This is a genomic window from Streptomyces sp. NPDC102360 (genome assembly GCF_044766085.1).
Lineage (GTDB): Bacteria > Actinomycetota > Actinomycetes > Streptomycetales > Streptomycetaceae > Streptomyces.
Genome location: NZ_JBIWLG010000002.1, coordinates 365337 through 392039, shown reverse-complemented (window position 1 = coordinate 392039; position 26703 = coordinate 365337). Strand labels below are relative to the sequence as shown.

Sequence of the window (26703 nt, the reverse complement as noted above, 5' to 3'; positions counted from 1 at the left end):
GCACCACCACCCATTGAGGCCCGAAGCGGCGGGGAGGGGCACGTGAGACGCATGACGGCTCGACCCGCCAACGCGCACCAGGCGCGCCTGCTGCGGCTGCTGCGCGACGCAGGCCCCAACTCCCGTGCCCAGCTGGGCGATCAGGTGGAACTCTCCCGGTCGCGGCTCGCCGTCGAGGTGGACCGCCTCCTGGACACCGGACTCGTGGTCGCCGACGGACTCGCCGCCTCGCGCGGCGGCCGCCGCTCCCACAACGTCCGGCTCGCCCCCACGCTCCGCTTCCTCGGCGTGGACATCGGCGCGACCTCGGTCGACGTCGCCGTCACCAACGCCGAGCTGGAGATCCTCGGCCACATCGCCCAGCCCATGGACGTACGCGAGGGTCCCGTCGCGGTCTTCGAGCAAGTCCTCGCCATGGCCGCCAAGTTGCGGGCCTCCGGGCTCGCCGAGGGGTTCGACGGCGCGGGCATCGGGGTACCGGGGCCCGTGCGGTTCCCCGAAGGTGTGCCGGTCGCGCCGCCGATCATGCCCGGCTGGGACGGCTTCCCGGTCCGTGAGGCGCTCAGCCAGGAACTGGGCTGCCCCGTCATGGTCGACAACGACGTGAACCTGATGGCGATGGGGGAGCAGCACGCGGGCGTCGCCCGGCAGGCGCGCGACTTCCTCTGCGTCAAGATCGGCACCGGCATCGGCTGCGGCATCGTCGTCGGCGGCGAGGTCCACCGAGGCACCACCGGGTCGGCCGGCGACATCGGGCACATCCGCGTCGAGCGGGACGGCCGGCAGTGCGCCTGCGGCAACAAGGGCTGCCTGGAAGCACACTTCAGCGGCGCGGCGCTCGCGCGTGACGCGGAGGCCGCCGCCCGCGACGGACGCTCCGCCGAACTCGCCGCACGCCTGGAGAGCGCGGGCCGGCTCACCGCCGCCGACGTCGCGGCGGCCGCCGCGGCCGGCGACACCACCTGTCTCGACCTGATCCGTGAGGGCGGCAACCGCACCGGGCAGGTCATCGCGTCCCTCGTCAGCTTCTTCAACCCGGGGCTCGTCGTCATCGGCGGCGGTGTCACCGGGCTCGGTCACACCTTGCTGGCCGCCCTGCGTACCCAGGTCTACCGCCAGTCGCTCCCCCTGGCGACCGGCAATCTCCCCATTGTTCTAGGGGAGTTGGGGCCCATCGCCGGAGTGACCGGCGGCGCCCGACTGATCAGCGATCACCTGTTCTCACCCGCGTAAGCCCAGCCGCTCCACGCTGCTCCACGCACACCCTGTTTCACGCACACCCTGTTTCACGCACACCCTGTACGGCGCTCAGCTCTGCCCTGCCTGTTTTGCCCTGAAACCGGTCCGCACCCGCCCCGAGGGGAAGCGTCATGGGACCCGATACGGCCTCCGCACCACCGCTGCTCACCATGTCCGGCATCACCAAGTCGTTCCCCGGCGTGCGCGCCCTGGACGGCGTCGACCTGGAGGTCCAGGCCGGGGAGGTGCACTGTCTGCTCGGTCAGAACGGGGCCGGAAAGTCGACCCTGATCAAGGTCCTGGCCGGGGCGCACCAGCCCGACGGCGGCGTCATCACCTGGCGCGGCGAACAGGTCGCGCTGCGCTCGCCGATCGCCGCGATGCGCCTCGGTATCGCCACCATCTACCAGGAACTCGACCTGGTAGAGGCCCTGTCCGTGGCCGAGAACGTGTTCCTCGGGCACGAGCCGACCTCCGGCGGGTTCGTCGTGCGCGGACGCGCGGCCCGAACCGAAACGGCCGCGCTGCTGCGGCGGCTCGGCCACCCGGAGATCGACCCCGAGCGCCTCGTCGGCGAGCTGTCCGCCGCCCACCAGCAGATCGTCTCGATGGCCCGCGCGCTCTCCCACGACGTACGGCTCATGGTCATGGACGAGCCGTCCGCGGCGCTCGACCCCGACGAGGTCGACAACCTCTTCCGGATCGTCGGGGACCTGACCGCCGAGGGCGTCGCCGTCGTCTACATCTCCCACCGCCTGGAGGAGATCCGCCGCATCGGCGACCGTGTCACCGTCCTCAAGGACGGCCGCGCGGTGGCCGTCGGACTGCCCGCCGAGCGGACCGCGACCCGCGACATCATCTCCCTGATGACGGGCCGCAACGTCGAGTACGTCTTCCCGGACCGGCCCAATACCGGGCCGCGCACGGATCCCGTCCTGAAGGTCCAAGGGCTCACTCGCAGCGGGGAGTTCGCGCCGTTCGACCTGGACATCCGCCCCGGCGAGATCGTCGGGCTCGCCGGGCTCGTGGGCTCCGGGCGCTCCGAGATCCTGGAGACGATCTACGGAGCCCGCAAACCGACGGCCGGTCAGATCCACATCGGTGGCCGCCCGTTGCGCACCGGTAGCGTCCGCGTCGCCGTCCGCGCGGGGCTCGGGCTCGCCCCCGAGGAGCGCAAGGCGCAGGCCCTGCTGATGCTCGAATCGGTCACCCGGAACGTCTCCGTCTCCTCCATGTCCCGCTTCTCGTACGGGGGTTGGCTGGATCGTGGCCGGGAACGCGAGGCCGCGCGCGGCGCCACTCGTGAACTCTCCCTGAGCCCCGACGACCCCTCCGTGCCGGTGCGCACGCTCTCCGGCGGCAACCAGCAGAAGGCCGTGCTCGCGCGCTGGCTGCTGCGCGGCTGCCGGGTGCTGCTGCTCGACGAGCCGACCCGCGGCGTCGACGTCGGGGCCCGCGCCGAGCTGTATGCCGTGATCCGCCGCCTCGCCGACGAGGGCCTCGCCGTCCTCCTCGTATCCAGCGAGGTCCCCGAGGTGCTCGGCCTCGCCGACCGGGTCCTGGTCCTCAGGGAGGGCCGGGTGGTCCACGAGTCCCCGGCGACGGACCTGGACGAACACGCGGTCCTCGACCTGGTCCTGGAGGGCGCGCGATGACATGCGCCGCGGCCCGGACGGCCAGGGAGACGACGAGCACGACGAGCACCACGAGCACGACGAGCACCACGAGGACACCCCGCACAGACCGCACCACCCGCCCCCGAAGGGACCTGGCGTCATGACGCACCCCGCCCCCGCCGCCAGCCCGGCGGCCCCCGAGACCGCTCCGGCCAAGAGCCGTCCCCGCGTCGTCCGGATGGACATCCGTACGCTCTCGCTCCTCGGTGTCCTCGCCGCCCTGGTCGTGATCGGCGGCATCACGCAGCCGGACTCCTTCCTGGACACGGACAACCTCCAACTCGTCCTCACCCAGGGCTCCGTCATCGGCGTCGTCACCGTCGGCATGACCTTCGTGATCATCTCCGGCGGCATCGACCTCTCCGTCGGCGCGATCGTCGCCCTCGCCGGTGTCTGGGCCACCACCGTGGCCACCCAGGAGTACGGCTTCGCCGGCGTCCTGTTCACGGCGATCCTCGTCGGCGTCGGCTGCGGCCTCGTCAACGGGGTGCTGATCGCGTACGGCGGCATGGTCCCGTTCATCGCCACGCTCGCTATGCTCGCCTCGGGCCGCGGACTCGCCCTGCAGATCACCGACGGCAAGACCCAAATGGTCACCGTGCCAGGGGTGTTGAAGCTCGGCGAGCGCGACTCGTACGTCCTCGGGATCCCGCCCCTGGTGCTGGTGTTCGTCGCGGTCACCGTGATCGGCTGGCTGGTCCTCAACCGCACCACCTTCGGCCGCCGCACCGTCGCCGTCGGCGGCAACGCGGAGGCGGCCCGCCTCGCCGGCATCGACGTGCGCCGCCAGCGCCTCTATCTCTACCTGCTCTCCGGCCTGTGCTGCGGCATCGCGGCCTTCATGCTGATCGTGCTCTCCGGCTCCGGCCAGAACACCAACGGCAACCTCTACGAACTCGACGCCATCGCCGCCGCCATCATCGGCGGCACCCTGCTCACGGGCGGGCGCGGCACCATCGTCGGCTCCGTCCTCGGCGTCCTGATCTTCACCACGATCCAGAACATCTTCGCGCTGAACAACCTGCAGAGCGACGTCCAGCAGATCGCCAAGGGCGCCATCATCGTCGTGGCGGTCCTGGTGCAGCGGCGCACGGCCAGCACATCCCATTGAAACGCGGAAAGGGACACGCCATGCCAGAGACAACGAGCCGCCGAGGACTGATCTTCGGCGCGGCCGCGGCCGTCACCGCGGGCGGACTGCTCACCGCCTGCACCAGCAACGAGCCCAGCGACAAGGGCGACGACAAGAAGCCCGCCGACCAGCCGGTCGCCGACGACAAGAAGGGCAAGCAGGTCACCATCGGCTTCGCGGGGCCGCAGGCCGACCACGGCTGGCTCAACGCCATCAACGACAACGCCAAGGAACGCGCGAAGAAGTACGCGGACGTCACCCTGGAGTCCACCGAGGGCTCCAACGACACGGCCGCGCAGATCGGCCAGGTCGAGACCCTCATCAACAAGAAGGTCGACGTCCTCGTCGTGCTGCCGGCCGACGGCAAGGCGCTGACCCAGGTGGGCCTGAAGGCGATGCGCGCCGGCATCCCCGTCGTGAACCTGGACCGCATCTTCAACAGCCCGCAGGCGTACCGCTGCTGGATCGGCGGCGACAACTACGGCATGGGTCTGAGCGCCGGGCACTACATCGGCGAGCAGCTCAAGGACAAGAAGAACGCGAAGGTGGTCGAGCTCGCAGGGCTCGACAACCTCGAACTCACCAAGCAGCGCACCGAGGGCTTCGACGCCGCTCTGAAGAACTACCCCAACATCAAGAAGGTGGCCCGGCAGGCCGCCGAGTTCACGGTCGAGTCAGGACAGGCGAAGATGGCCCAACTCCTGCAGGCGCAGAAGAACTTCGACGCTCTGTGGAACCACGACGACGACCAGGGTGTCGGCGCCCTGCGCGCCATCAAGCAGGCCGGGCGTGACGACTTCCTGATGGTCGGCGGCGCGGGCGCGCTCTCCGCGTTCGAGGAGATCAAGCAGGACCGCGGCGTGCTGAAGGCCACCGTCCTGTACCCGCCGACCATGGCCGCCTCCGCGATCGACCTGGCCCGCGCGCTCGGCCAGGGCAAGGGCATCAGCGGCATGGCCGAGTTCGAGATCCCCGCCCACGTGACCCTGTACTCGGCCGTCGTCGACAAGAAGAACGTCGACCAGTACATGCCCACCGGCTTCAAGTGAGCCCTGCCCGTACGGCGTATCCCCCAACAGCGCGCGGACGAGGAGGACTTCTGTATGGCAGGCAGCAACGGACACGACGGGTCGAGGCCCGCCCTGGGTGTCGGCATGGTCGGGTACGCGTTTATGGGCGCCGCCCACTCGCAGGGCTGGCGCACGGTGGGCCATGTCTTCGACCTGCCGCTGACGCCCGCACTCGCCGCGATCTGCGGCCGCGAGGCCTCGGGGGTGCGTGCCGCGGCCGACCGGCTCGGGTGGGCCGCGGCCGAGACCGACTGGCGGGCGCTGATCGCCCGGGACGATGTCGACCTGGTCGACATCTGCACCCCCGGCGACAGCCATGCCGAGATCGCCGTCGCCGCCCTGGAGGCCGGCAAGCACGTACTGTGCGAGAAGCCCCTCGCCAACTCGGTGGAGGAGGCGGGGGTGATGGCGGCCGCCGCCGAACGGGCGGCCATCAACGGCCAGTTGGCGATGGTCGGCTTCAACTACCGGCGCGTCCCGGCCGTCGCGCTCGCCCGCCGCATGGTCGCCGACGGGCGCATCGGTACCCTGCGCCACGTCCGCGCCCACTACCTCCAGGACTGGCTCGTCGACCCCGCCTTCCCGCTCACCTGGCGGCTGCAGAAGCCGCACGCGGGATCCGGCGCCCTCGGTGACCTCGGCGCGCACGCCGTGGACCTCGCCCAGTACCTCGCGGGCGAACCCGTGACCGGTGTCTCCGCGCTCACCGAGACCTTCGTGCGCGAACGACCGCTCCTGGACGGGGCGTCCTCCGGCCTCTCGGCGGCCGGCGGCGGCGACGCAGGCACCGGGCCCGTCACGGTCGACGACGCGGCCCTGTTCACCGGACGGTTTGCCTCCGGCGCCCTCGCCTCCTTCGAGGCCACCCGGTTCGCGACCGGCCGCAAGAACGCGCTCACCATCGAACTCAACGGCTCCCACGGCACGTTGGCCTTCGACCTGGAGCGCCTCAACGAGCTGTCCTTCCACGACCACACCGAACCCGCCGAGTACGCCGGCTTCCGCCGGATCCTCGCCACCGAGCCGGGTCACCCCTACCTGGAAGCCTGGTGGCCGCCCGGTCACGGCCTCGGCTACGAGCACACGTTCACCCACCAGGCCCGCGACCTCGTCACCGCCATCGCCGAAGGAGCGCAGCCCCGGCCGTCGTTCGCCGACGGACTCCAGGTGCAGCGCGTCCTCGCGGCGGTCGAGGAGAGCGCGGCCAAGAACTCCGTCTACACCCCTGTACCGGCCTGAGAGCCTGCGACCCGAGAGGAGCCACCCATGCCCCGCCCGTTCACCCTCTTCACCGGTCAGTGGGCCGATCTGCCGCTCGAAGACGTGTGCCGCATAGCCCGCGACGCCGGGTACGACGGACTCGAACTCGCCTGCTGGGGCGACCACTTCGAGGTCGACAAGGCCCTCGACGACCCCGGCTATGTCAAGGGGCGGCACGCCCTCCTCGACAAGTACGGCCTCAAGTGCTGGGCCATCTCCAACCACCTCGTCGGGCAGGCCGTCTGCGACGCCATCATCGACGAACGCCACGAGGCGATCCTGCCCTCCCGCATCTGGGGGCACGGCGAGGCCGAGGGGGTCCGCCAGCGGGCCGCCGCCGAGATCAAGGACACCGCCCGCGCGGCCGCCGCCTTCGGCGTCGACACCGTCATCGGCTTCACCGGATCGGCCATCTGGCACCTCGTCGCCATGTTCCCGCCCGTTCCCGAGTCGATGATCGAGCGCGGCTACGAGGACTTCGCCGAGCGCTGGAACCCCATCCTCGACGTGTTCGACGCCGAAGGAGTCCGCTTCGCCCACGAGGTCCACCCGAGCGAGATCGCGTACGACTACTGGACCACGCACAAGGCGCTCGAGGCGGTCGATCACCGCCGGGCCTTCGGCCTGAACTTCGACCCCTCCCACTTCGTGTGGCAGGACCTCGACCCGGTCGGCTTCCTCTACGACTTCCGCGACCGCATCCTGCACGTCGACTGCAAGGAGGCCCGCAAGCGTCTCGACGGCCGCAACGGACGGCTCGGCTCCCACCTCCCGTGGGGAGACCCCCGCCGTGGCTGGGACTTCGTGTCCGCCGGGCACGGCGACGTCCCCTGGGAGGACGTGTTCCGCATGCTCCGCTCCATCGACTACTCCGGGCCGATCTCCGTGGAGTGGGAGGACGCGGGCATGGACCGCCTCCAGGGCGCCCCCGAGGCGCTGACCCGCCTGAAGGCGTTCGACTACGAACCGCCCACGGCGTCCTTCGACGCGGCGTTCAACAGCTGACGCCGGGGCCTCGGCCGCGCGACCGGGTCCGATGGTCGCGCGGCCGGCCGGCCATGCCCGAAAACGGCTTTGTCCTGAAGTAGGAAAAAGTTCAACTCGCTGCTGTACAAGGTCTGTTCGGACGGGACAAACGCGGCTAGCGTCCTCCCCCGAACGTACGCACGGCACACACAAGGCACTCACGGCACAGATCCCCCCGGGGCGACGGCGCGCCCCGGCGTCACGCACGACCCGCCCCTCTGTCCGGAGGAACCCGTGCACAGGAAACGCCTGAGAACCCGCAACGCACTCGCCCTGCTCACCGGCACCCTGCTCGCCGCGGCCTCGCTCACCTTCTCGGCGGCCGCCGCCCCCGCGCCCGTTGCCGGTACGGCCGCGGCCGAGGACTTCCAGCAGGTCACCCTCGCCAAGGGCGCGGAGGAGGTCGGCGAGCCGATGTCGCTGGCCGTCCTGCCGGACCGCAAGGTCCTGCACACCTCGCGCGACGGCGTACTGCGCCTGACCGACGAGAACGGCACCACCAAGGTCGCCGGCAAACTCGACGTCTACAGCCACGACGAAGAGGGCCTCCAAGGCGTCGGCATCGACCCGAACTTCAGCGAGAACCGGGCGATCTACCTCTACTACGCGCCCCCGCTGAACACCCCGGCGGGCGACGCCCCCAACGACGGCACGGCCGCCGACTTCGCCCCCTTCGACGGGTACAACCGGCTCTCCCGCTTCACGCTCAACACCGACGGCACGCTGAACAAGGACTCCGAGAAGAAGGTCCTCGACGTCCAGACCTCGCGCGGCATCTGCTGCCACGTCGGCGGCGACATCGACTTCGACAAGGACGGCAACCTGTACCTGTCGACCGGCGACGACTCCAACCCGTTCGCCTCCGACGGCTACACGCCCATCGACGAGCGCTCCACCCGCAACCCGGCCTACGACGCCCAGCGTTCGGCCGGCAACACCAACGACCTGCGCGGCAAGATCCTGCGCGTCAAGGTCGCGGCCGACGGCTCGTACACCGTCCCTGACGGCAACCTCTTCGCGCCCGGCACCGACAAGACGCGCCCCGAGATCTACGCGATGGGCTTCCGCAATCCGTTCCGGATGAGCGTCGACAAGCCCACCGGCACCGTCTACGTCGGCGACTACGGGCCCGACGCGGGTACCGCGTCGGACACCCGCGGACCGGCAGGACAGGTCGAGTTCGCCCGCGTGACGAAGGCCGGCAATTTCGGCTGGCCGTACTGCACCGGGAACAACGACGCCTACGTGGACTACGACTTCGGGACGCAGGCCTCCGGCGCGAAGTTCGACTGCGCGGCGCCGAAGAACACCTCTCCGCACAACACCGGCCTCACCGACCTGCCGCCCGCGCAGGCCGCGTGGATCCCCTACGACGGCGGCTCCCTCCCGGAGTTCGGCTCCGGCTCCGAGTCCCCGATGGCGGGACCCGTCTACCGGTACGACTCCGCCAACACCTCCCCGGTGAAGTTCCCCGAGGCGTACGACGGCGACTTCTTCGCCGGCGAGTTCGGCCGGCAGTGGATCAAGCGGATCGAGCAGGACGCCGACGGCAAGGTCAGCTCGATCAACCCGTTCCCCTGGACCGGCACCCAGGTGATGGACATGGCCTTCGGCCCCGACGGCGCGCTGTACGTCCTTGACTACGGCCTCTCCTGGTTCGGCGGCGACGAGAACTCCGCCCTGTACCGCATCGAGAACGCCACCGAAGGACACTCGCCGACCATCGACGCCAAGGCCGACAAGACGTCCGGCCAGGCGCCGATGAAGGTGAAGTTCACCTCCACGGCCTCGGACGCCGACGGCGACGCCCTCACGTACTCCTGGAACTTCGGCGACGGCAGCACAGGCACCGGCGCCGCGCCCAGCCACACCTACAAGAAGAACGGCACCTACTCCGCGACCGTGACCGCAAAGGACTCCACGGGCCGCACCGGCAGCGCCGATGTGCACCTCACCGTCGGCAACACCGCGCCCAAGGTGACCCTGCAACTGCCCGCGGACGGCCAGCTGTTCACCTTCGGCGACAAGGTCCCCTTCAAGGTGACGGTCACCGACCCGGAGGACGGGGCCATCGACTGCTCCAAGGTCAAGGTCACCCACATCCTCGGCCATGACAGCCACGGCCACCCGATCACCTCGGCCACCGGCTGCTCCGGCACCATCCAGACCAGCGCCGACAGCGAGCACGACCCGAACGCCAACGTCTTCGGTGTCTTCGACGCCGAGTACACCGACAAGGGCGCAGGCGGCCAGCCGGCCCTGACCACGCACGACCAGCACGTCACCCAGCAGAAGCACCGCCAGGCCGAGCACTACGGCGACTCCAAGGGTGTGTCGGTCGTCAGCCACGACGCGGCCAACGGCGGCAAGGCCGTCGGCACCATCGAGAACGGCGACTGGATCTCCTTCAAGCCGTACGCGATCGGGAACGCCAAGTCCCTGAAGGCGCGCGTCGCCTCCGCCGGCAGCGGCGGCACCCTGGAGATCCGCACCGGCTCGGCCACCGGCCGGCTCGTCGGCAGCGCCAAGGTCGCACCGACCGGCTCCTGGGAGACGTACACGGACGTCACCACGTCCATCAGCAAGCAGCCCACCAAGAGCACCACGCTCTACCTGGTCTTCAAGGGCTCGGGCGGCAAGAACCTCTTCGAGGTCGACGACTTCACCTTCACCACGAGCTGAGAGGAACAGGACAGCATGCGCACCTCTGTACGCATCGGCCTCGCGACGGCCGCCGCCGCCCTGCTCGTCGGTGGGCTCACGGTCCCGGCCACCTCGGCGCCCGAGGGCGCCGGGGCCCGGGACCGGGTCCTGGTGTTCTCCAAGACCGCCGGGTTCCGGCACGACTCCATCCCCGAGGGCATCGCGGCCCTGAAGGAACTCGGCGCCGCCGACAAGCTCACCGTCGACACCACCGAGGACGCGACCGCCTTCACCCCGGGCAACCTCGCCCGGTACAAGGCCGTCGTCTTCCTCTCCACCACCGGCGACGTGCTCGACGAAGCCCAGCAGAAGGCGTTCGAGGGCTACGTCTCCAAGGGCGGCGGCTACCTCGGCGTGCACGCCGCCGCCGACACCGAGTACGACTGGAACTACTACGGCGGCCTCGTCGGCGCCTGGTTCCAAGGGCACCCGGCGATCCAGCCGGCCACGGTCCGCGTCGAGGACCACAAGCATCCGGCGACCCGCGAGCTGCCGGACGCCTGGCAGCGCACCGACGAGTGGTACAACTACCGCTCCAACCCGCGCGACCAGGTACACGTCCTCGCCTCGCTCGACGAGACGACGTACACCGGCGGCACCATGAACGGCGACCATCCGATCGCCTGGTGCCAGAACTACGGCGGCGGCCGCGCCTTCTACACCGGCGGCGGACACACCAAGGAGTCCTACGCCGACCCCGCGTTCCGCGGCCATCTGCGCGGCGGCCTGAAGTACGTCACCGGTCAGGTCGCGGCCAACTGCCGCCCGAACACCGGCTACCGGGACATCTTCAACGGCGAGACGCTCGACGGCTGGAAGCAGGCGGGGCCCGGCGGCTTCACCGTGGACCCGTCGAAGGGAACCCTCAACTCCCAAGGCGGCATGGGCCTGCTCTGGTACCGGGCCAAGGAGCTGCACTCGTACTCCCTGAAGCTCGACTGGAAGATGGCGAGCGCCGACGGGGACGACAACTCGGGTGTCTTCGTGGGCTTCCCGGCCTCCGACGACCCCTGGTCGGCCGTCGACAAGGGCTACGAGATCCAGATCGACGCCACCGACGCACCCGACCGCACCACGGGCGCGGTCTACTCCTTCCAGTCGGCCGACCTCGCGGCCCGCGACAAGGCCCTGAAGCCGCCGGGGGAGTGGAACTCGTACGAGGTCAAGGTGCGGGGCGAGCACCTTGAGCTGTTCCTCAACGGAGTCAAGATCAACGACTTCACCAACAAGGACCCCGAGCGGAGCCTCACCGACGGCTACATCGGTCTGCAGAACCACGGCGACTCCGACCAGGTGTCCTTCCGCAAGATCCGCCTGAAGGAACTCGGCCCCGCGTCCGACACGGGCGCGCTGCCCGGAGCGGACGCACTGCCCGGAACGGGCGACTAGGACGGCGGCGGGCGAGGGACGCCGGACCCCCGCCCGCCGTCTTGCCCGGCCGTGAACGGCTGGGCACCCAGCAGGTGCGCGTGGATGCAGATGCGCACGCATGTCTCCACGCATGGCTTCGCATATGGCTTTACGCATGGCTTCACGACTGGCTTCACGCTCGACTAGGAGGCTGCCCATGTCCGCCGGACCGTCCTGCCCTTCGTCCTCACCCAACCCGCGGTTCGGGGTGTGGCTGGTCGGGGCCCGTGGCTCCGTCGCCACCACGGCGATCGCGGGGTGCGCCGCCATCGGGGCCGGGCTGCATTCGCCCTCCGGGATGGTCACGGAGACCGAGCCGTTCACCACGGCGGGCCTGCCGCTCCTGACGTCCCTCGTCTTCGGGGGCCACGACACCGTCGACTGTCCGCTGCCCAAACGCGCCGAACAGCTCGCCGCGGGGGGAGTGCTGCCGCACGGACTTCCGGGAGCGGTGGGCGCCGAACTCGCCGCCGCCGACGGGGAGATCGCGCCCGGCGGTCCGCTTCCCGGCGACGGCCGCCCCCAGCACGAGCTGATCGCCGCTTTCACCGCCGACATCCAGTCCTTCGTACGACGCCACGCCCTGGCCGGGGCCGTCGTCGTGAACGTCGCCTCCACCGAGGCGCCACCACGCGGTGACGACCTCCCGGCCAGCTCCCTGTACGCCGCGGCGGCCCTGCGCGCCGGTTGCCCATACATCAACTTCACCCCCTCCACGGGACTCCACCACCCCTCTCTTCAGCACGCGGCCCACACCGTGGGCGTCCCCTACGCGGGTCGCGACGGCAAGACCGGGCAGACGCTGCTGCGGTCCGTGCTCGGCCCGATGTTCCGCAGGCGCGCGCTCGACGTGCGCGCCTGGTCCGGTACCAACCTTCTCGGCGGCGGGGACGGCGCGGCCCTCGCCGATCCGGCCGCGGCCGCCGCGAAGAACGCCGGCAAGGAACGCGTCCTCGCCGACACCCTCGGCGCCGTCCCGCAGGGCGAGGTCCACATCGACGACGTCCCGGCGCTCGGCGACTGGAAGACGGCCTGGGACCACATCGCCTTCGACGGTTTCCTCGGCGCGCGGATGACCCTGCAGACCACGTGGCAGGGCTGCGACTCGGCCCTCGCCGCACCCCTCGTCCTCGACCTGGCCCGTCTGTTGCTGCGCGCGGCGCAGTCCGGACTGACCGGCCCCCGCCCGGAGTTGGGCTTCTACTTCAAGGACCCCGACCCCGGGGCATCCTCCGACCTGGACCGCCAGTACGAGTCCCTGCTCTCCTTCGCGGACCGCCTCCGGGACGGCGCGGCGTGAGCGGGGCGGGGGCGGGGACTGCGTCGCGGGGGCAGGGGCAGCGGCGCGGGCCGGGCGAGGAAGGGGCGGGGGAGGACGGGCCGGCGTCGCGGAGCCGGGCCTGGGCCGAACTCCTCCGCCTTCCCGCCCTGTTGACCGTCCCCGGCGACGCCTTGGCCGGGGCGGCCGCTGCGGGGGCCCGCCCGACCCGCGGCACGATCCTGGCCGTCGGCGCCTCCGTCAGCCTGTACGCGGCGGGCATGGCGCTCAACGACTGGGCCGACCGGGACGAGGACGCCCGCGACCGCCCGCACCGCCCGCTGCCCTCCGGCCGCGTCCAACCCGCCCACGCCCTGCTGGCGGCGGGCGCGCTGACCGGCACGGGCGTCGCCCTGGCCTCCCGGGCCGGCCGCACGACGGGCACGCTGGCCACGGCGCTCGCGGCGACGGTCTGGGCGTACGACTTGCGCCTCAAGCACACCGCGGCGGGCCCGGCCGCGATGGGCGCGGCCCGCGGGCTTGACCTGCTGATGGGCGCGGCGGCGTCGCGCCCGGCGGGGGTGCACCCGGTGGGAGCCGGGGCGCGTGGGGACTTGGGGTCGGTTCTCACCGCGGCTGCCGCCCTGGCCGTCCATACGACCGCGGTCACCGCCGTCTCCCGCAGCGAAACCCAGGGAGGCTCCGTCGCCGGCCCCTTGACGGCCCTGGCCACGGGCGCCGCGATCGCCGCCGCGCTCCTGGCCCCGCAGGCGAGAGACCCCCGCCGGGCACGGGGCGACGGCCGGGGCACCCTCACCGTCCCCGTCACGGCGTACGCGACCACCGCCCTGCGCCCCCTCTTCCACGCCGCACTCAACCCCTCACCCCCGCTCACCCAACGCGCCGTCGGCGCCGGCATCCGTGCGCTCGTGCCCCTCCAGTCCGCGCTGGCCGCCCGTTCCGGCGCCCCGGTGACCGCGTTGGCCACTCTCGCCCTCGCCCCGCTCGCCCGCCGCTTCGCGAAGAAGGTGAGCGTCACATGACCGCACCCGCCCCCGAACGAGCCGCGCCCCGCTGGGGTTACGGCACCAACGGCCTCACCGACCTGCGCCTCGACGACGCCCTCGGCCTGCTCGCCGACCTCGGTTACGACGGCGTCGGGCTCACCCTCGACCACATGCACCTCGACCCGCTCGCCCCGGACCTGGCGGCCCGCACCCGCGAGGTGGCCCGCGCCCTGGACCGGCACCGGCTCGCGGTCACCGTGGAGACCGGTGGCCGTTACGTTCTCGACCCACGCCGCAAACACGGCCCCTCCCTCCTCGACCCGGACCCCGACGCCCGGGCCTTGCGTATTCGACTGCTCGTCCGCGCCGTCCAGGTCGCCGCCGACCTGGGCGCCCACGCGGTGCACTGCTTCAGCGGCGTCACCCCCGACGGCACCGACCCGGACCGTGCGTGGAAGCGCCTCGCCGCAGCGCTCACCCCCGTACTGGAAGCCGCCGACTCCGCCGGTGTGCCTCTCGCCATCGAGCCCGAACCCGGTCATCTCCTCGCCACGCTCGCCGACTTCCACCGGCTGCGCCGCGAACTGGGCAGCCCCGAAGGGCTCGGCCTGACCCTCGACATCGGGCACTGCCAGTGCCTGGAGCCGCTGTCTGCCGCCGACTGCGTCCGCGCGGCGGCGCCCTGGCTGCGGCATGTGCAGGTCGAGGACATGCGCCGGGGCGTCCACGAACATCTGCCGTTCGGCGAAGGGGAGATCGACTTCCCGCCCGTGCTCGACGCCCTCGCCGCCACCGGCTACCGCGGCCTGACCGTCGTCGAACTGCCCCGCCACTCCCACGCGGGCCCCCAACTGGCCGCCCAGTCGCTCGACTTCCTGCGCTCCGTGACCCGGCCGGCACCGCGGGGAGGCACCTCATGACGCACGACACCGGCACCGACACCGACACCGGCACCCTTCCGGCTCTCGGCACCGTCCGCGAACGCCTCGACTCCGCGCTGGACGACACCGCCCGCGCCTGGCTGCACGCCGCGCTCGCCGACGCGGCCACGCGCCCAGCCGCTGGAGCACCCGAACACCGCCTCCCCGCATGGGAGTTGCGCTTCGCCGAAGCCGGCCGCCGCACCGGCGAAGAGCACGCGGACGCCGCCCGGCTCCTGCTGCTGCACGCCGCCCGCGCCGACACCGCCACCCTCACCGCGCTGTACACCCAGGGCACCGCAGCCGAACGCCGCGCCGTCCTGCTCGCCCTGCCCCACCTGGTGGCAGGCCCGGACGCCCTCCCTCTGGTCGAGGACGCCCTGCGCGCCAACGACACCCGCCTCGTGGCCGCCGCCGTCGGGCCGTACGCCGCCGCGCACCTGCCCGCCCACGCGTGGCGGCACGCCGTCCTCAAGTGTCTGTTCACCGGGGTGCCGGTGGACGCCGTGGCGCTGCTGGCCGACCGTGCCCGCGGCGACGGCGAACTCGCCCGCATGCTGGGCGACTTCGCCGCCGAACGCACCGCCGCGGGGCGCCCCGTCCCCGACGACCTGCACCGCGTCCTGGCCCGCACCGCGCCCGAGCCCCTGACGAACGGCCGGGTCGATCCCCACGGCAAGGAGTCCTGATGCGCCTCTTCGACCCCCACATCCACATGACCTCGCGCACCACCGACGACTACAAGGCGATGCACGCCGCCGGAGTGCGCGCCCTGGTGGAGCCGGCCTTCTGGCTCGGCCAGCCCCGCACATCGCCCGCCTCGTTCCACGACTACTTCGACTCCCTCCTGGGCTGGGAGCCCTTCCGCGCCGCCCAGTACGGGATCGCGCACCACTGCACGATCGCCCTCAACCCCAAGGAGGCGAACGACCCGCGCTGCACCCCCGTCCTGGACGCGCTGCCCCGCTACCTCGTGAAGGACAACGTCGTCGCCGTCGGCGAGATCGGCTACGACTCCATGACCGCCGCCGAGGACACCGCGCTCGCCGCCCAGCTGCAACTGGCCGCCGACCACGCCCTGCCCGCCCTCGTGCACACGCCGCACCGCGACAAGCTCGCCGGCCTTCGCCGCACCCTCGACGTCGTCCGCGAGTCCGCGCTGCCCGTCGAGCGCGTCCTGATCGACCACCTCAACGAGACCACCGTCAAGGAGGCCAAGGACTCCGGCGCCTGGCTCGGCTTCTCCGTCTACCCGGACACCAAGATGGACGAGGAGCGGATGGTGGAGATCCTGCGCGTCCACGGCCCGGAGAACGTCCTCGTCAACTCCGCGGCCGACTGGGGCAACAGCGACCCGCTCAAGACCCGCAAGGTCGCCGACGCCATGCTCGCCTCGGGCTTCACCGACGACGACGTCGACCGCGTGCTGTGGCGCAACCCGGTCGCCTTCTACGGCCTCAGCGACCGCCTGCGGCTCGACGTCCCGGCGACGGAACCCGCCACCCACGAAGGCAACTCGGTCCTGCGCGGCGGTGAGTGACCCATGCGCTTCCGGCACCCCGACGGTTCCACCGTCCACCTCGCGTACTGCACCAACGTGCACCCCGCCGAGACCCTCGACGGCGTCCTCGCCCAACTGCGCGACCACTGCGAACCCGTGCGCAGACGCCTCGGCAGGGACCGCCTCGGTATCGGCCTGTGGCTCGCGAAGGACGCCGCCCGCGCCCTGGTCACCGACCCCACCGCGCTGCGCGGACTGCGCGCCGAACTCGACCGGCGCGGCCTCGAGGTCGTCACCCTCAACGGCTTCCCCTACGAGGGCTTCGGCGCCGCGGAGGTCAAGTACCGCGTCTACAAACCGGACTGGGCCGACGAGGAGCGCCTCACCCACACCGTCGACCTGGCCCGGCTGCTCGGTGCCCTGCTGCCCGCCGACGCCACCGAGGGCACCGTCTCCACCCTGCCGCTCGCCTGGCGCACGGCCCACGACCCGCTCCGCGCCGAACAGGGCCGCGCCGCCCTGCGCACCCTCGCCGAACGTCTCGACACGATCGAGGAGTTGACCAGTCGCTCGATCCGCATCGGTCTGGAACCCGAACCCGGCTGCACCGTCGAGACCACCGGTGATGCCATCGGCCCCCTCACCGACGTCGCCCGCACCGACCGCATCGGCCTGTGTCTGGACACCTGCCACCTCGCCACCTCCTTCGAACAACCCGATACCGCGCTCGACGCTCTGGGCGCCGCGCGTATCCCCGTCGTGAAGGCGCAGCTCTCCGCCGCCCTCCATGCCGAACACCCCCATCTGCCCGAAGTCCGGGCCGCGCTCGCCGCGTTCGACGAGCCCCGCTTCCTGCACCAGACCCGCGCCGTCGCCGACGGCGCCCTGCATGGCGTCGACGACCTCGGCGAGGCCCTGGCGGGCGGCGGGCGTGGCGGTCTGCCGCAGGGTGTGCCCTGGCGTGCCCACTTCCACGTCCCGCTGCATGCGGCTCCCGCCGCGCCTCTCACCTCCACGCTCGATGTCCTCAAGGACACGTTGGCCCGTCTTGTCGGTGGGGTCCGTCCGCTCACCCGGCACCTGGAGGTGGAGACGTACACCTGGCAGGCGCTGCCGTCGGCCCTGCGGCCGCGTGGGCGCGCGCAGCTCGCCGATGGCATTGCCGCCGAACTAGCCCTGGCCCGTGATCTGTTGACCGATCTCGGCCTCAAGGAGCTGCCATGACCTCCGGTGGTTCGTCGGATGCCTGGGGCGGAGCCGCCCCCACGCCACGGGGCTCCGCCCCGGACCCCGCTCCTCAAACGCCGGAGGGGCTGGAAATGCCCGGCCAGTCGCCCACTGGCCTTCCGGAGGGGCTGGAAATCGGCCGGCCGCCCGCCGGCCTCACGGAGGGGCTGGAAATGCGTACGCGCGCAACTCCCCTTCTCGTCCTCGACGTCGTCGGCCTCACCCCCCGTCTGCTCGAACACATGCCGCGTCTCAAAGAACTCGGCCAGGACGGGGCTCGGGCCCCGCTCGGCACCGTGCTGCCCGCCGTCACCTGTGCCGCCCAGTCCACCTTCCTGACCGGCACGATGCCCGCCGAGCACGGGATCGTCGGTAACGGGTGGTACTTCCGCGCGCTCGGCGACGTGCTGCTGTGGCGGCAGCACAACGGTCTCGTCGCCGGTGACAAGGTGTGGGACGCCGCCCGCCGCGTCCACCCCGGCTACACGGTCGCCAATATCTGCTGGTGGTACGCCATGGGCGCCGACACCGACATCACCGTCACACCCCGTCCCGTCTACTACGCCGACGGCCGCAAGGAACCCGACTGCTACACCCGGCCCCCGGCCCTGCACGACGAACTCACCGAGAAACTCGGCACGTTCCCCCTGTTCCACTTCTGGGGCCCCGGCGCCGACCTCGACTCCAGCCGGTGGATCATCGACGCCACCCGCCATGTCCTGGACACCCGCCACCCCGATCTGATCCTGAGCTACCTCCCGCATCTCGATTACGACCTGCAGCGCTACGGCCCCGACGACCCGCGCTCCCACCGGGCGGCCGCCGACCTCGACGCCGCCCTCGCCCCGCTCCTTGACGACGCCCGCGCCGAAGGCCGCACCGTCGTCGCCCTGTCCGAGTACGGCATCACCCGCGCCGACCGCCCCGTCCACATCAACCGGGCGCTGCGCCGCGCGGGACTGCTCGAGGTGCACACGCAGGACGGCATGGAGTACCTCGACCCGATGGCGTCCCGCGCCTTCGCCGTCGCGGACCACCAGATCGCGCACATCTACGTACGCAGGGCCGAAGACCTCGATGCCACCCGCGACGCGCTCGCCGACGTACCCGGCATCGAGCAACTCCTCGACGACGAGGGCAAGAAGGCGCACGAGCTCGACCACCCGCGCTCCGGTGAACTCGTCGCCATCGCCGAGGCCGACGCCTGGTTCACGTACTACTACTGGCTCGACGACGCCCACGCGCCCGACTTCGCGCAGCTCGTCGAGATCCACCGCAAACCCGGCTACGACCCGGTCGAACTCTTCATGGACCCCCTCGACCCCTATGTGAAGGTCAAGGCGGCCACCGCCCTCGCCCGCAAGAAGCTCGGCATGCGCTACCGCATGGCCGTCGTCCCGCTCGACGCCTCACCTATTCGCGGCAGCCACGGCCGGCTCCCGGCGAGCGACGAAGAAGGTCCGCTCATCCTGTGCTCCACCCCCCACGCGTTCTCAGGCCGCGTCGCGGCCACCGAAGTGAAAGCCCTGCTCCTCCAACTGGCAGCAGGAGGAGCAGTTACAGAGAGTGAAGCACACCCCACTGACAACGACCGGGCCACGAGCCCGGATTCACCCGACCGAAGGAAAACACCGTGACCGAACTCCACCGCACCGTCGACGCCGACACGGCAGCAGGCCCCGACGACGCCCTCAGATCCCGCCTCGGCATCAACCGCCGCCGCTTCCTCAGCACCTGCACCGCGGTCGCCGGCGCCGCCATCGCCGCACCCGTCCTCGGCGCGGCACCCGCACTCGCCCAGCCGGCCACCGGCACCGCCACCGGTTCCGGTGGCGGCCTCGGCACCAGGCTCGTCCCCGCGGACAAGCGAGGCATCATCCTCTACACCGTGCGCGACGCCATCGGCCGCGACCCGCTGAGCAGCGACCTGCCCTCCGGCTTCCGCGAGGTGTTCAAGGAGCTGGCCCGCTACGGGTACAAGCAGGTCGAGTTCGCCGGCTACGGCCAGCACGCCAACGCGCCCGGGGGAGCGAACCTGGAGTCCGTCGCGGGCGCGAAGCTGCTGCGCTCGTGGCTCGACGAGTACGGCCTGCGCGCCCAGGGCAACCACGGCTTCATCCCGTCGTCCTGGCCGCTCACGCAGGCCGACACCGACCAGTTCAAGAAGCACCTGGAGATCGCGAACATCCTCGGGATGGACCACATGGGCACCGGCGGTGACCCCACCGGCAGCTCGTACAAGGCGGACTGGGACATCGCCGCCGACAAGTGGAACGCGCTGGGGCGGATCGCGGACCGCGCGGGCCTCAAGCTCTACACGCACAACCACGACGCGGCGTACGGATTCCTCATCGACGGCGGGCCGCTCGACGATCAGGGAAGGCCCACCCGCAGCTCCGGCATCCGCAAGCTCGAGTACTTCCTGCGGATCAGCGACCCGAAGTCGGTGTGGCTGGAGATGGACATCTTCTGGGCGCACGTGGCCCAGTACAAGTTCCACACCTACACCGCGCACGACGGCTCCACGCGGGAGAAGGTCTTCGACCCGGCCGCCCTCGTCGTCGCCCACAACGCGCGCTACCCGCTCTTCCACGCGAAGGACGGCACCCGCAACGACACCAACGGCATGGGCTACGACATGGTGCCCTTCGGCGAAGGTGTCATCGACTACCGGACGTTCTTCAAGCGGGTCGGCGCCCGCAACTACCGCAACCCCATGGTCGAGCAGGACAACGCGCCCAGCTCCACCGTCCCCGCCCAGTCCCTGACCCACGCCCGGATCGGCTACGACAACCTGGCCGCACTCAGGAAATAGCGCACACCACATGAGTGGGGCCCGGCCGCCGCGGCCGGGCCCCACTCAACTGTTACGGACACGCTTTACGTGATCATGTCAATGACACCGCCTTCTCGTTCCGCCCCGGTTGCCGCAGCAGCAGTGCCACGAGCGCCGACAGCATGGAGATCCCGCCGGCCAGGGCGTACGCCCCGTTGTAGCCCCAGGCGCCGACCACCATCGAGCCGAGTCCGCCGCCGAACAGGCCGCTGATGAGCTTGCCGCTGTACACCAGGCCGTAGTTGGTGGCGTTGTAGTTCTCACCGAAGTAGTCCGGGGTCAGCGCCGCGAACATCGGGTAGAACGCGCCGCCACCGAAGCCGGAGAGGAAGGCGAAGACAAGGAACAGCCACTCGCTGTGCATGTCTCCCGCCCAGATGATGCCGAACTGGGCGAGACCGAGGACGACGATCACGAGGATCAGGCTCGCCTTGCGGCCCCAGATGTCCGACATCCAGCCGACCACGGCACGGCCGACACCGTTGATGACCGCCATGACACCCATCGACGAGGCGGCGACCAGTGGACCGAAGCCGACCTCCTTGGCGAAGTCGACCTGGAAGGAGATGCCGAAGATCGACACACCGGCCGTCAGGACCAGGCTGAGCCACATCAGCGGCAGCTGGCCCGTCTTGATGGCCTCCATGGGGGTGAACTGGCGTACCGCGGGCGGGTTCTTGGCGAGAGCCGCCCCGCTCTTGCCCGACTTGACGAGTGGGTCGACGTCCGAGGGCCACCAGTTCTTCGGCGGGTCCCGGAAGAAGAACGCGCACACCAGCACGACGACCAGCACATAGGCGCCGATCATGTCGAGCACCCGGTGGTAGTTCGACGTGTCGAAGGCGTAGTTGAAGATGAAGATGAACGGAAGCGACCCGTAGGCGAAGCCTCCGTTGACGAAACCTGTCCTGCCGCCTTTGCGTTCGGGGTACCACTTGCCGACCATGTTGATGCAGGTCGCGTACACGAAACCGGAGCCGAGCCCGCCGATCACGCCGAATCCGAGGATGGCCAGCCACACGTTGTGCAGGTGTGAAAGGGCCAGGAAGCCGAACAGGCACATGAAGGCGCCCACGTACATGGCGCGCCGGGCCGGCATGATGCCCTTCTCCCGCAGCCAGCCGGCCGGGAACGCCACGCCTGCCTGGAAGAACACCCAAATGCTCAGGATCCAGAAGGTGTTGGACTGCGTCCAGCCGTGTGCGGAGGACAGTGTGTCCTCGGCGGAGCCGTAGGCGTACTCGAAGACACTGATGGCCATCATCGCGGCCCACGGCAGATACACCATGAACTTGCGGGAGTGGCCGAGGATGTCCCGGTCGGTCTCGCCCACGCGATAGATCCGGCCGTGCTCGTCGGTTATTTCTCGGTACCGGCTCCCCGTAGCCGGTGCCGTGTTACTAGCGGAGACAGGTTCCGCCGTCATATCAAGCCATCTCCTCACCAAGGGGGTGTGGGTTGGGGTGGACCTCACGATTCTTGGGCCTACCGGGCGGGGACAGGAAGATCGCCACGAAGCCGGCGAAGAACGAGATGCAGCCGGCCAGGATGAACGCACCCGAGTGCCCCCAGGCCCCGACGACGACGGACCCCATGCCCGCGCCGAGCCCTGAGACGAGCTTTGAGCTGTAGACCATGCCGTAGTTGGTGGCGTTGTTGTTCTCACCGAAGTAGTCCGCGGTCAGGGCCGCGAACATCGGGAAGATCGCGCCGCCACCGAAGCCGGAGATCGCGGAGAAGATCAGGAACATCGCGAGCATCTGCTCCGACGCCGACCAGATGATGCCGAACTGGGCCAGGCCCAGGATCACGCAGACCGCCAGCAGGCACTGCTTGCGCCCGTACCGGTCGGAGAGCCAGCCGATGACACCGCGCCCGGTGCCGTTGACGACCGCCTTGAGGGACATCGCGGTGGCCACGATCCCGCCCGCGAAGCCCGCTTCCTTGCCGATGTCGACCTGGAAGGCGATGCCGAAGATGTTCACGCCCGACGTACAGGCGAGACAGAACCACATCAGCCCCACACGGCCGGTCCTCCATGCCTCCATCGGGCTGTACTGCTTGACGGCCGGCGGGTTCTTCTCCAGGGACCTGCGGGCACGCGGGTCCTCCGGCGGGTTGAGCGGGTCGACATTCGCCGGCCACCAGTTCTTCGGCGGGTCCTTGAAGAAGTACCCGGCCACGGCGACCACCGCGGCGAGCAGGACACCCACCGAGACCAGCACCCAGCGGAAGTTGGTCAGGTCCATGAACCCGGTGAACAGGAACACGAACGGCACGGATCCGTAGGCGAAACCGCCGTTGACGAATCCGGTCTTGCCGCCCCTGCGCTCCGGGTACCACTTGCCGACCATGTTGACGCAGGTCGCGTACACCATGCCCGCGCCCATACCGCTGAACATGCCGAAGCCGATGTACGCCACGATGACGTGCGGCGCGAAGGCCAGCGAGAGATAGCCGAGCAGCGTGCCGAGCGCGCCGAGCATCATCGCCCAGCGGGCCGCCAGTTTGCCGCTCTCCCGCAGCCTGCCCGCGGGCATGGCCACGGCGGCCTGGAAGAAGATCCAGACGGTCATCATCCAGAAGATGTGTCCGCTGTTCCAGTGGTGTGCGGTGTGCAGCGTGTCCTCGGCGGACGCGAACGCGTACTCCGCTGACGAGATGCCCATCATGCCCACCCAGGGCAGGATGACCATCCACTTGCGCCCGCGACCCATGATGTCGATGTCGCTCTCGCCAACCCGGTACATCCGGCCGTTGGCGTCCGTCACCTCCCTGTAGGGGACGGAACTAGGAAGATCGGTTGTTGTCATGTCGATCGTTTCCCTTGCGTCGAAAGATCTGGGCAGCGCCCCCTGTCCAAATTTCTTCCGTGTGCGCACGGGTCCTGGGTCCGGTCGGCGCACACCGCCGACCGGACCCGCCGGTCGCCTACGTCATCGACCGCCCCCCAACTTCCCTGCCGCGCGGGCCCACTTGTACTTCGCGCCGAGCACCGCGACGGGCTTCTCGGTCGTGTACGGGTACGCGACGACACCCCGATCGAAGAGGTACTGGCACGCCTCCTCGACCTCGACGTCGCCGGCCAGCGAGGCCACCACGGGCTTCTCGATGCCGCGCTCCCGGAACTCCTGGACGACGCGCGCCGTCACCTCCGCGAACACCATGGGAGGGGTGACGATGGTGTGCCAGTAGCCGAGCACCAGCGAATGGATACGCGGATCCTCCAGGCCCAGCCGGATCGTCGCCTCGTACGTCGACGGGGGCTCGCCGCCCGTGATGTCGACGGGGTTGCCCGCGGCGCCGAAGGGCGGGATGAACGCGCGGAACGCGGCGTCCAAGTCATCCGGGATCTCCATGAGTTGGAGCCCGTTGTCCATCACCGCGTCCGAAAGCAGCACACCCGAACCGCCGGCCCCGGTGATGATCACGACGTTGTCGCCCTTGGGTGTCGGAAGCACCGGCAGCGCCCGCGCGTACTCCAGCATGTCGTTCAGGCCCGGCGCCCGGATGACACCGGCCTGCTTGAGGATGTCGTCGTACACGGCGTCGTCGCCCGCGAGCGCGCCCGTGTGCGATCCGGCCGCCTTGGCGCCCGCCGCCGTACGCCCCGCCTTCAGGACGACGACCGGCTTCTTCGGCACGGTCTCGCGCGCGGCTTCCACGAAGGCCCGCCCGTCCTTGAGGTCCTCCAAGTGCATCGCGATGCAGTCGGTGTTGGGGTCCTCGCCGAACCAGGTGAGCAGGTCGTCCTCGTCGAGGTCCGACTTGTTGCCGAGTCCGACGATCGCCGAGACACCCGTCTTCGTGGTGCGCGCGAAGCCCAGGATGGCCATGCCGATGCCACCGGACTGACTGGTGAGGGCGACGCCGCCCTTCACGTCGTACGGCGTGCAGAACGTGGCGCACAGGTCCTGCCACGTCGAGTAGTAGCCGTAGATGTTCGGGCCGAGGAGGCGGGTGCCGTAGCGCTCGGCGATGGCCACGATCTCGTCCTGGAGCTCCTGTTCGCCGGTCTCTGCGAACCCCGAGGGGATGAGGACCGCGTTGGGAATGCCCTTGCGGCCGACCTCCTCCAGGGCCGAGGCCACGAACTTCGCGGGGATCGCGAAGACCGCCACGTCCACGTCGCCGGGGACGTCCGTGACGCTCTTGTACGCCTTGCGGCCCAGGATGTCGTCGGCCTTCGGGTTCACCGGGTGGATCTCGCCGGAGAAGCCGCCGTCGATGAGGTTGCGCATTACCGAGTTGCCGATCTTGCCCTGCTCGTTCGAGGCGCCGATCACGGTGACGGAGCGCGGCTCCATCAGCCGTCGCATCGTGCCCAGGATCTCCTCCCGGGTGTACGTGCGCCGCCGCTTCGGCTCGCCCTCGGCGAGGATGACGCGGATGTCGGCGGCGAGCGCGCCCTTCGGGGTCGCGATCACCGGGTTGAGGTCGACCTCGGCTATCTCCGGGAACTCCGAGACCAGTTGGGACACACGGCGGATCTGCTCCGCCAGCGCTTCCCGGTCGACGCCCTTGGCGCCGCGCACCCCGCGCAGCACCTCCGCGGCCTTGATCGAGTCGAGCATGTCGAGGGACTCGTCCACCGACACCGGCGCGAGCCGGAAGGTGACGTCCTTGAGCACCTCGACGAGTACGCCGCCGAGTCCGAAGGCGACGACCTTGCCGAAGGTCGGGTCGGTGACGGACCCGACGATGACCTCCTGGGTGTCGGGCCCGGTGGGCAGCAGTTCCTGCACCTGAATGCCGGTGATGTGGGCATCGACCGCGTAGGCGTGCGCGTTGTCGACGATCCGCTGGTACGCCTCCCGTACGGCGGCCTCGCCCTCCACACCGACGACGACGCCGCCGGCGTCGGTCTTGTGCAGGATGTCGGGCGACACGATCTTCAGCACCACGGGTCCGCCGAAGCGGGCCGCGGCCGCCACCGCCTGGTCGGCAGCGGTCGCGAGCTCCTCGCCGGGGACGGCGATCCCGTACGCGTCGGCGATCACCTTTCCCTCGGGCGCGGTGAGCGCTGTACGTCCCTCGGCCCGTACGGCGTCGAGCAGCGCCCGTACCTTGAGCTCACGTTCCTCGGCCATCAATCAGATCACTCCGTTCGACTTGAGCAGAAGCAACTCTTCGTCCCCGAGACCGAGTTCACCGATGAAGACCTCCGCGTTGTGCTCGCCGAGCAGCGGGGAGGAGGTGACGTCGACGGGGGAGTCGGAGAGCTTGAGAGGGGAACCGACGGTCTTGAAGGAGCCGCGTTCCGAGTGCGGCACCTCGACGACCATCTCGTTGGAGACCAGCGACTCGTCCTCGATGATCTCCTTGGTGGAAAGGATCGGGCCGCAGGGGATGTTGTGGGCGTTGAGCTTGTCCAGGACCTCCCACTTGGGGAGCGTCGATGACCACTCCTCGATCAGCTGGAACATCTTGTTCAGCTTGGGAAGGCGTGCCTCGGGCGTGGCCCAGTCGGCGTCCTCGCAGAGTTCGGGCCGCCCGATCAGTTCGGTGAGCGGCTTCCAGCCCACCGGCTGGACGATGACGTAGACGTAGTCGTTGGGCCCGCCGGGGGCGCACTTGACGGCCCAGCCGGGCTGCCCGCCGCCCGACGCGTTGCCGGAACGGGGCACCTCGTCGCCGAAGTCCTCGTTCGGGTACTCCGCCAACGGGCCATGCGTGAGGCGCTGTTGGTCGCGCAGCTTGACGCGGCACAGGTTGAGGACCGCGTGCTGCATGGCTACGTTCACGCGCTGCCCGCGCCCGGTGTTCTCGCGCTGGAACAGGGCGGCGAGGATGCCGGCGACCGTGTGGATGCCGGTGCCGGAGTCGCCGATCTGCGCGCCGGTCGCGAGGGGTGGTCCGTCCTCGAAGCCGGTCGTCGACATCGAGCCGCCCATGGCCTGGGCCACGACCTCGTACGCCTTGAAGTTGGTGTACGGGCCGTCACCGAAGCCCTTGATCGAGGCGTAGATGATGCGGGGGTTGATCTCCTGGATGCGGTCCCAGGTGAAGCCCATCCGGTCCACGGCGCCGGGCCCGAAGTTCTCCACCAACACGTCCGACCTGCGGATGAGTTCGGTGAGCAGCTCCTTGCCGCGCTCTGTCTTGGTGTTCAGGGTGATGCTCCGCTTGTTGCAGTTGAGCATCGTGAAGTAGAGGGAGTCGACGTCCGGGATGTCACGCAGTTGCTTGCGCGTGATGTCACCGGTCGGCGCCTCCAGTTTGACGACGTCCGCACCCAGCCACGCCAGCATCTGCGTGGCGGATGGGCCTGACTGGACATGGGTCATGTCCAGGACGCGCACACCCTCGAGTGCCTTGGTCACGAACGACTCACCTCGCTACTGGTCCACGGTCGGTCCACCGTCGGCTCGTACATTGCATACAGTCGCCGAATACTGTATGAAAACTGGTATCCCGCATTGAGTGGGTGGTGTCCAG

The 26703-nt window shown here is 70.3% G+C and carries 20 protein-coding genes; 16 read left to right on the top strand and 4 right to left on the bottom strand.

All coding sequences use genetic code 11. The features are described from left to right. Window positions 1–51 precede the first annotated feature (51 nt). From ACIRHA_RS11260 to ACIRHA_RS11185, 16 genes are all read left to right on the top strand, one after another. Window positions 52–1233 carry an ROK family protein gene (locus ACIRHA_RS11260; protein WP_403843031.1) on the top strand — a complete coding sequence of 394 codons (1182 nt, stop codon included), beginning with the start codon at window positions 52–54 and terminating at the stop codon, window positions 1231–1233. Between the two features lie 176 nt (window positions 1234–1409). Further along, on the top strand, window positions 1410–2894 hold the full coding sequence (locus ACIRHA_RS11255) for a sugar ABC transporter ATP-binding protein (protein WP_403844441.1): 1485 nt from the start codon (window positions 1410–1412) through the stop codon (window positions 2892–2894). 199 nt (window positions 2895–3093) lie between these two features. Continuing rightward, on the top strand, window positions 3094–4026 hold the full coding sequence (locus ACIRHA_RS11250; protein ID WP_403844438.1) for an ABC transporter permease: 933 nt from the start codon (window positions 3094–3096) through the stop codon (window positions 4024–4026). Window positions 4027–4046: 20 nt separating this feature from the next. Next, entirely contained in the window at window positions 4047–5096 is a 1050-nt protein-coding gene (locus tag ACIRHA_RS11245; RefSeq protein WP_403843028.1) for a substrate-binding domain-containing protein, read from the top strand. A gap of 54 nt (window positions 5097–5150) precedes the next feature. Beyond that, complete coding sequence (locus ACIRHA_RS11240; RefSeq protein ID WP_403843025.1) at window positions 5151–6356, top strand: Gfo/Idh/MocA family protein; 1206 nt, start codon at window positions 5151–5153, stop codon at window positions 6354–6356. 27 nt (window positions 6357–6383) lie between these two features. After that, window positions 6384–7382 (top strand): sugar phosphate isomerase/epimerase family protein, encoded by a 999-nt coding sequence (locus ACIRHA_RS11235; protein ID WP_403843022.1) that lies wholly within the window; start codon window positions 6384–6386, stop codon window positions 7380–7382. A 255-nt stretch (window positions 7383–7637) separates the two neighbouring features. Next, a complete protein-coding gene (locus ACIRHA_RS11230) occupies window positions 7638–10085 on the top strand; it encodes a PQQ-dependent sugar dehydrogenase (protein ID WP_403843019.1) in 2448 nt (815 codons plus the stop codon). A 15-nt stretch (window positions 10086–10100) separates the two neighbouring features. Next, window positions 10101–11495 carry a ThuA domain-containing protein gene (locus tag ACIRHA_RS11225; protein WP_403843017.1) on the top strand — a complete coding sequence of 465 codons (1395 nt, stop codon included), beginning with the start codon at window positions 10101–10103 and terminating at the stop codon, window positions 11493–11495. Between the two features lie 178 nt (window positions 11496–11673). Next, on the top strand, window positions 11674–12816 hold the full coding sequence (locus tag ACIRHA_RS11220) for an inositol-3-phosphate synthase (protein WP_403843014.1): 1143 nt from the start codon (window positions 11674–11676) through the stop codon (window positions 12814–12816). Continuing rightward, on the top strand, window positions 12744–13817 hold the full coding sequence (locus tag ACIRHA_RS11215; protein ID WP_403844436.1) for an SCO3242 family prenyltransferase: 1074 nt from the start codon (window positions 12744–12746) through the stop codon (window positions 13815–13817). Before ACIRHA_RS11220 ends, ACIRHA_RS11215 begins: the two co-directional genes overlap by 73 nt. Further along, window positions 13814–14701, top strand: coding sequence for a sugar phosphate isomerase/epimerase family protein (locus ACIRHA_RS11210; protein WP_403843011.1), 888 nt, complete (start codon window positions 13814–13816; stop codon window positions 14699–14701). The genes ACIRHA_RS11215 and ACIRHA_RS11210 overlap by 4 nt, the downstream gene beginning before the upstream one ends. After that, on the top strand, window positions 14698–15390 hold the full coding sequence (locus ACIRHA_RS11205; RefSeq protein WP_403843009.1) for an EboA domain-containing protein: 693 nt from the start codon (window positions 14698–14700) through the stop codon (window positions 15388–15390). The genes ACIRHA_RS11210 and ACIRHA_RS11205 overlap by 4 nt, the downstream gene beginning before the upstream one ends. Next, window positions 15390–16241 carry a TatD family hydrolase gene (locus tag ACIRHA_RS11200; protein WP_403843006.1) on the top strand — a complete coding sequence of 284 codons (852 nt, stop codon included), beginning with the start codon at window positions 15390–15392 and terminating at the stop codon, window positions 16239–16241. Before ACIRHA_RS11205 ends, ACIRHA_RS11200 begins: the two co-directional genes overlap by 1 nt. A gap of 3 nt (window positions 16242–16244) precedes the next feature. Then, a complete protein-coding gene (gene eboE, locus ACIRHA_RS11195; protein WP_403843003.1) occupies window positions 16245–17426 on the top strand; it encodes a metabolite traffic protein EboE in 1182 nt (393 codons plus the stop codon). A 176-nt stretch (window positions 17427–17602) separates the two neighbouring features. Next, window positions 17603–19066 (top strand): nucleotide pyrophosphatase/phosphodiesterase family protein, encoded by a 1464-nt coding sequence (locus ACIRHA_RS11190; RefSeq protein ID WP_403843000.1) that lies wholly within the window; start codon window positions 17603–17605, stop codon window positions 19064–19066. Further along, a complete protein-coding gene (locus tag ACIRHA_RS11185; RefSeq protein ID WP_403842997.1) occupies window positions 19063–20244 on the top strand; it encodes a sugar phosphate isomerase/epimerase family protein in 1182 nt (393 codons plus the stop codon). Before ACIRHA_RS11190 ends, ACIRHA_RS11185 begins: the two co-directional genes overlap by 4 nt. 73 nt (window positions 20245–20317) lie before the next feature. Here ACIRHA_RS11185 and ACIRHA_RS11180 read toward each other — a convergent pair whose 3' ends face one another. The 4 genes from ACIRHA_RS11180 to frc form a co-directional block, all read right to left on the bottom strand. After that, window positions 20318–21691 (bottom strand): OFA family MFS transporter, encoded by a 1374-nt coding sequence (locus ACIRHA_RS11180; RefSeq protein ID WP_403842995.1) that lies wholly within the window; start codon window positions 21689–21691, stop codon window positions 20318–20320. A 1-nt stretch (window position 21692) separates the two neighbouring features. Continuing rightward, complete coding sequence (locus tag ACIRHA_RS11175; protein WP_403842993.1) at window positions 21693–23078, bottom strand: OFA family MFS transporter; 1386 nt, start codon at window positions 23076–23078, stop codon at window positions 21693–21695. 123 nt (window positions 23079–23201) lie between these two features. After that, window positions 23202–25355, bottom strand: a complete 2154-nt coding sequence (locus ACIRHA_RS11170) for an acetate--CoA ligase family protein (RefSeq protein WP_403842990.1) — start codon at window positions 25353–25355, stop codon at window positions 23202–23204. 3 nt (window positions 25356–25358) lie between these two features. Further along, complete coding sequence (frc, locus tag ACIRHA_RS11165; RefSeq protein WP_403842987.1) at window positions 25359–26588, bottom strand: formyl-CoA transferase; 1230 nt, start codon at window positions 26586–26588, stop codon at window positions 25359–25361. Between the last annotated feature and the right edge of the window lie 115 nt (window positions 26589–26703).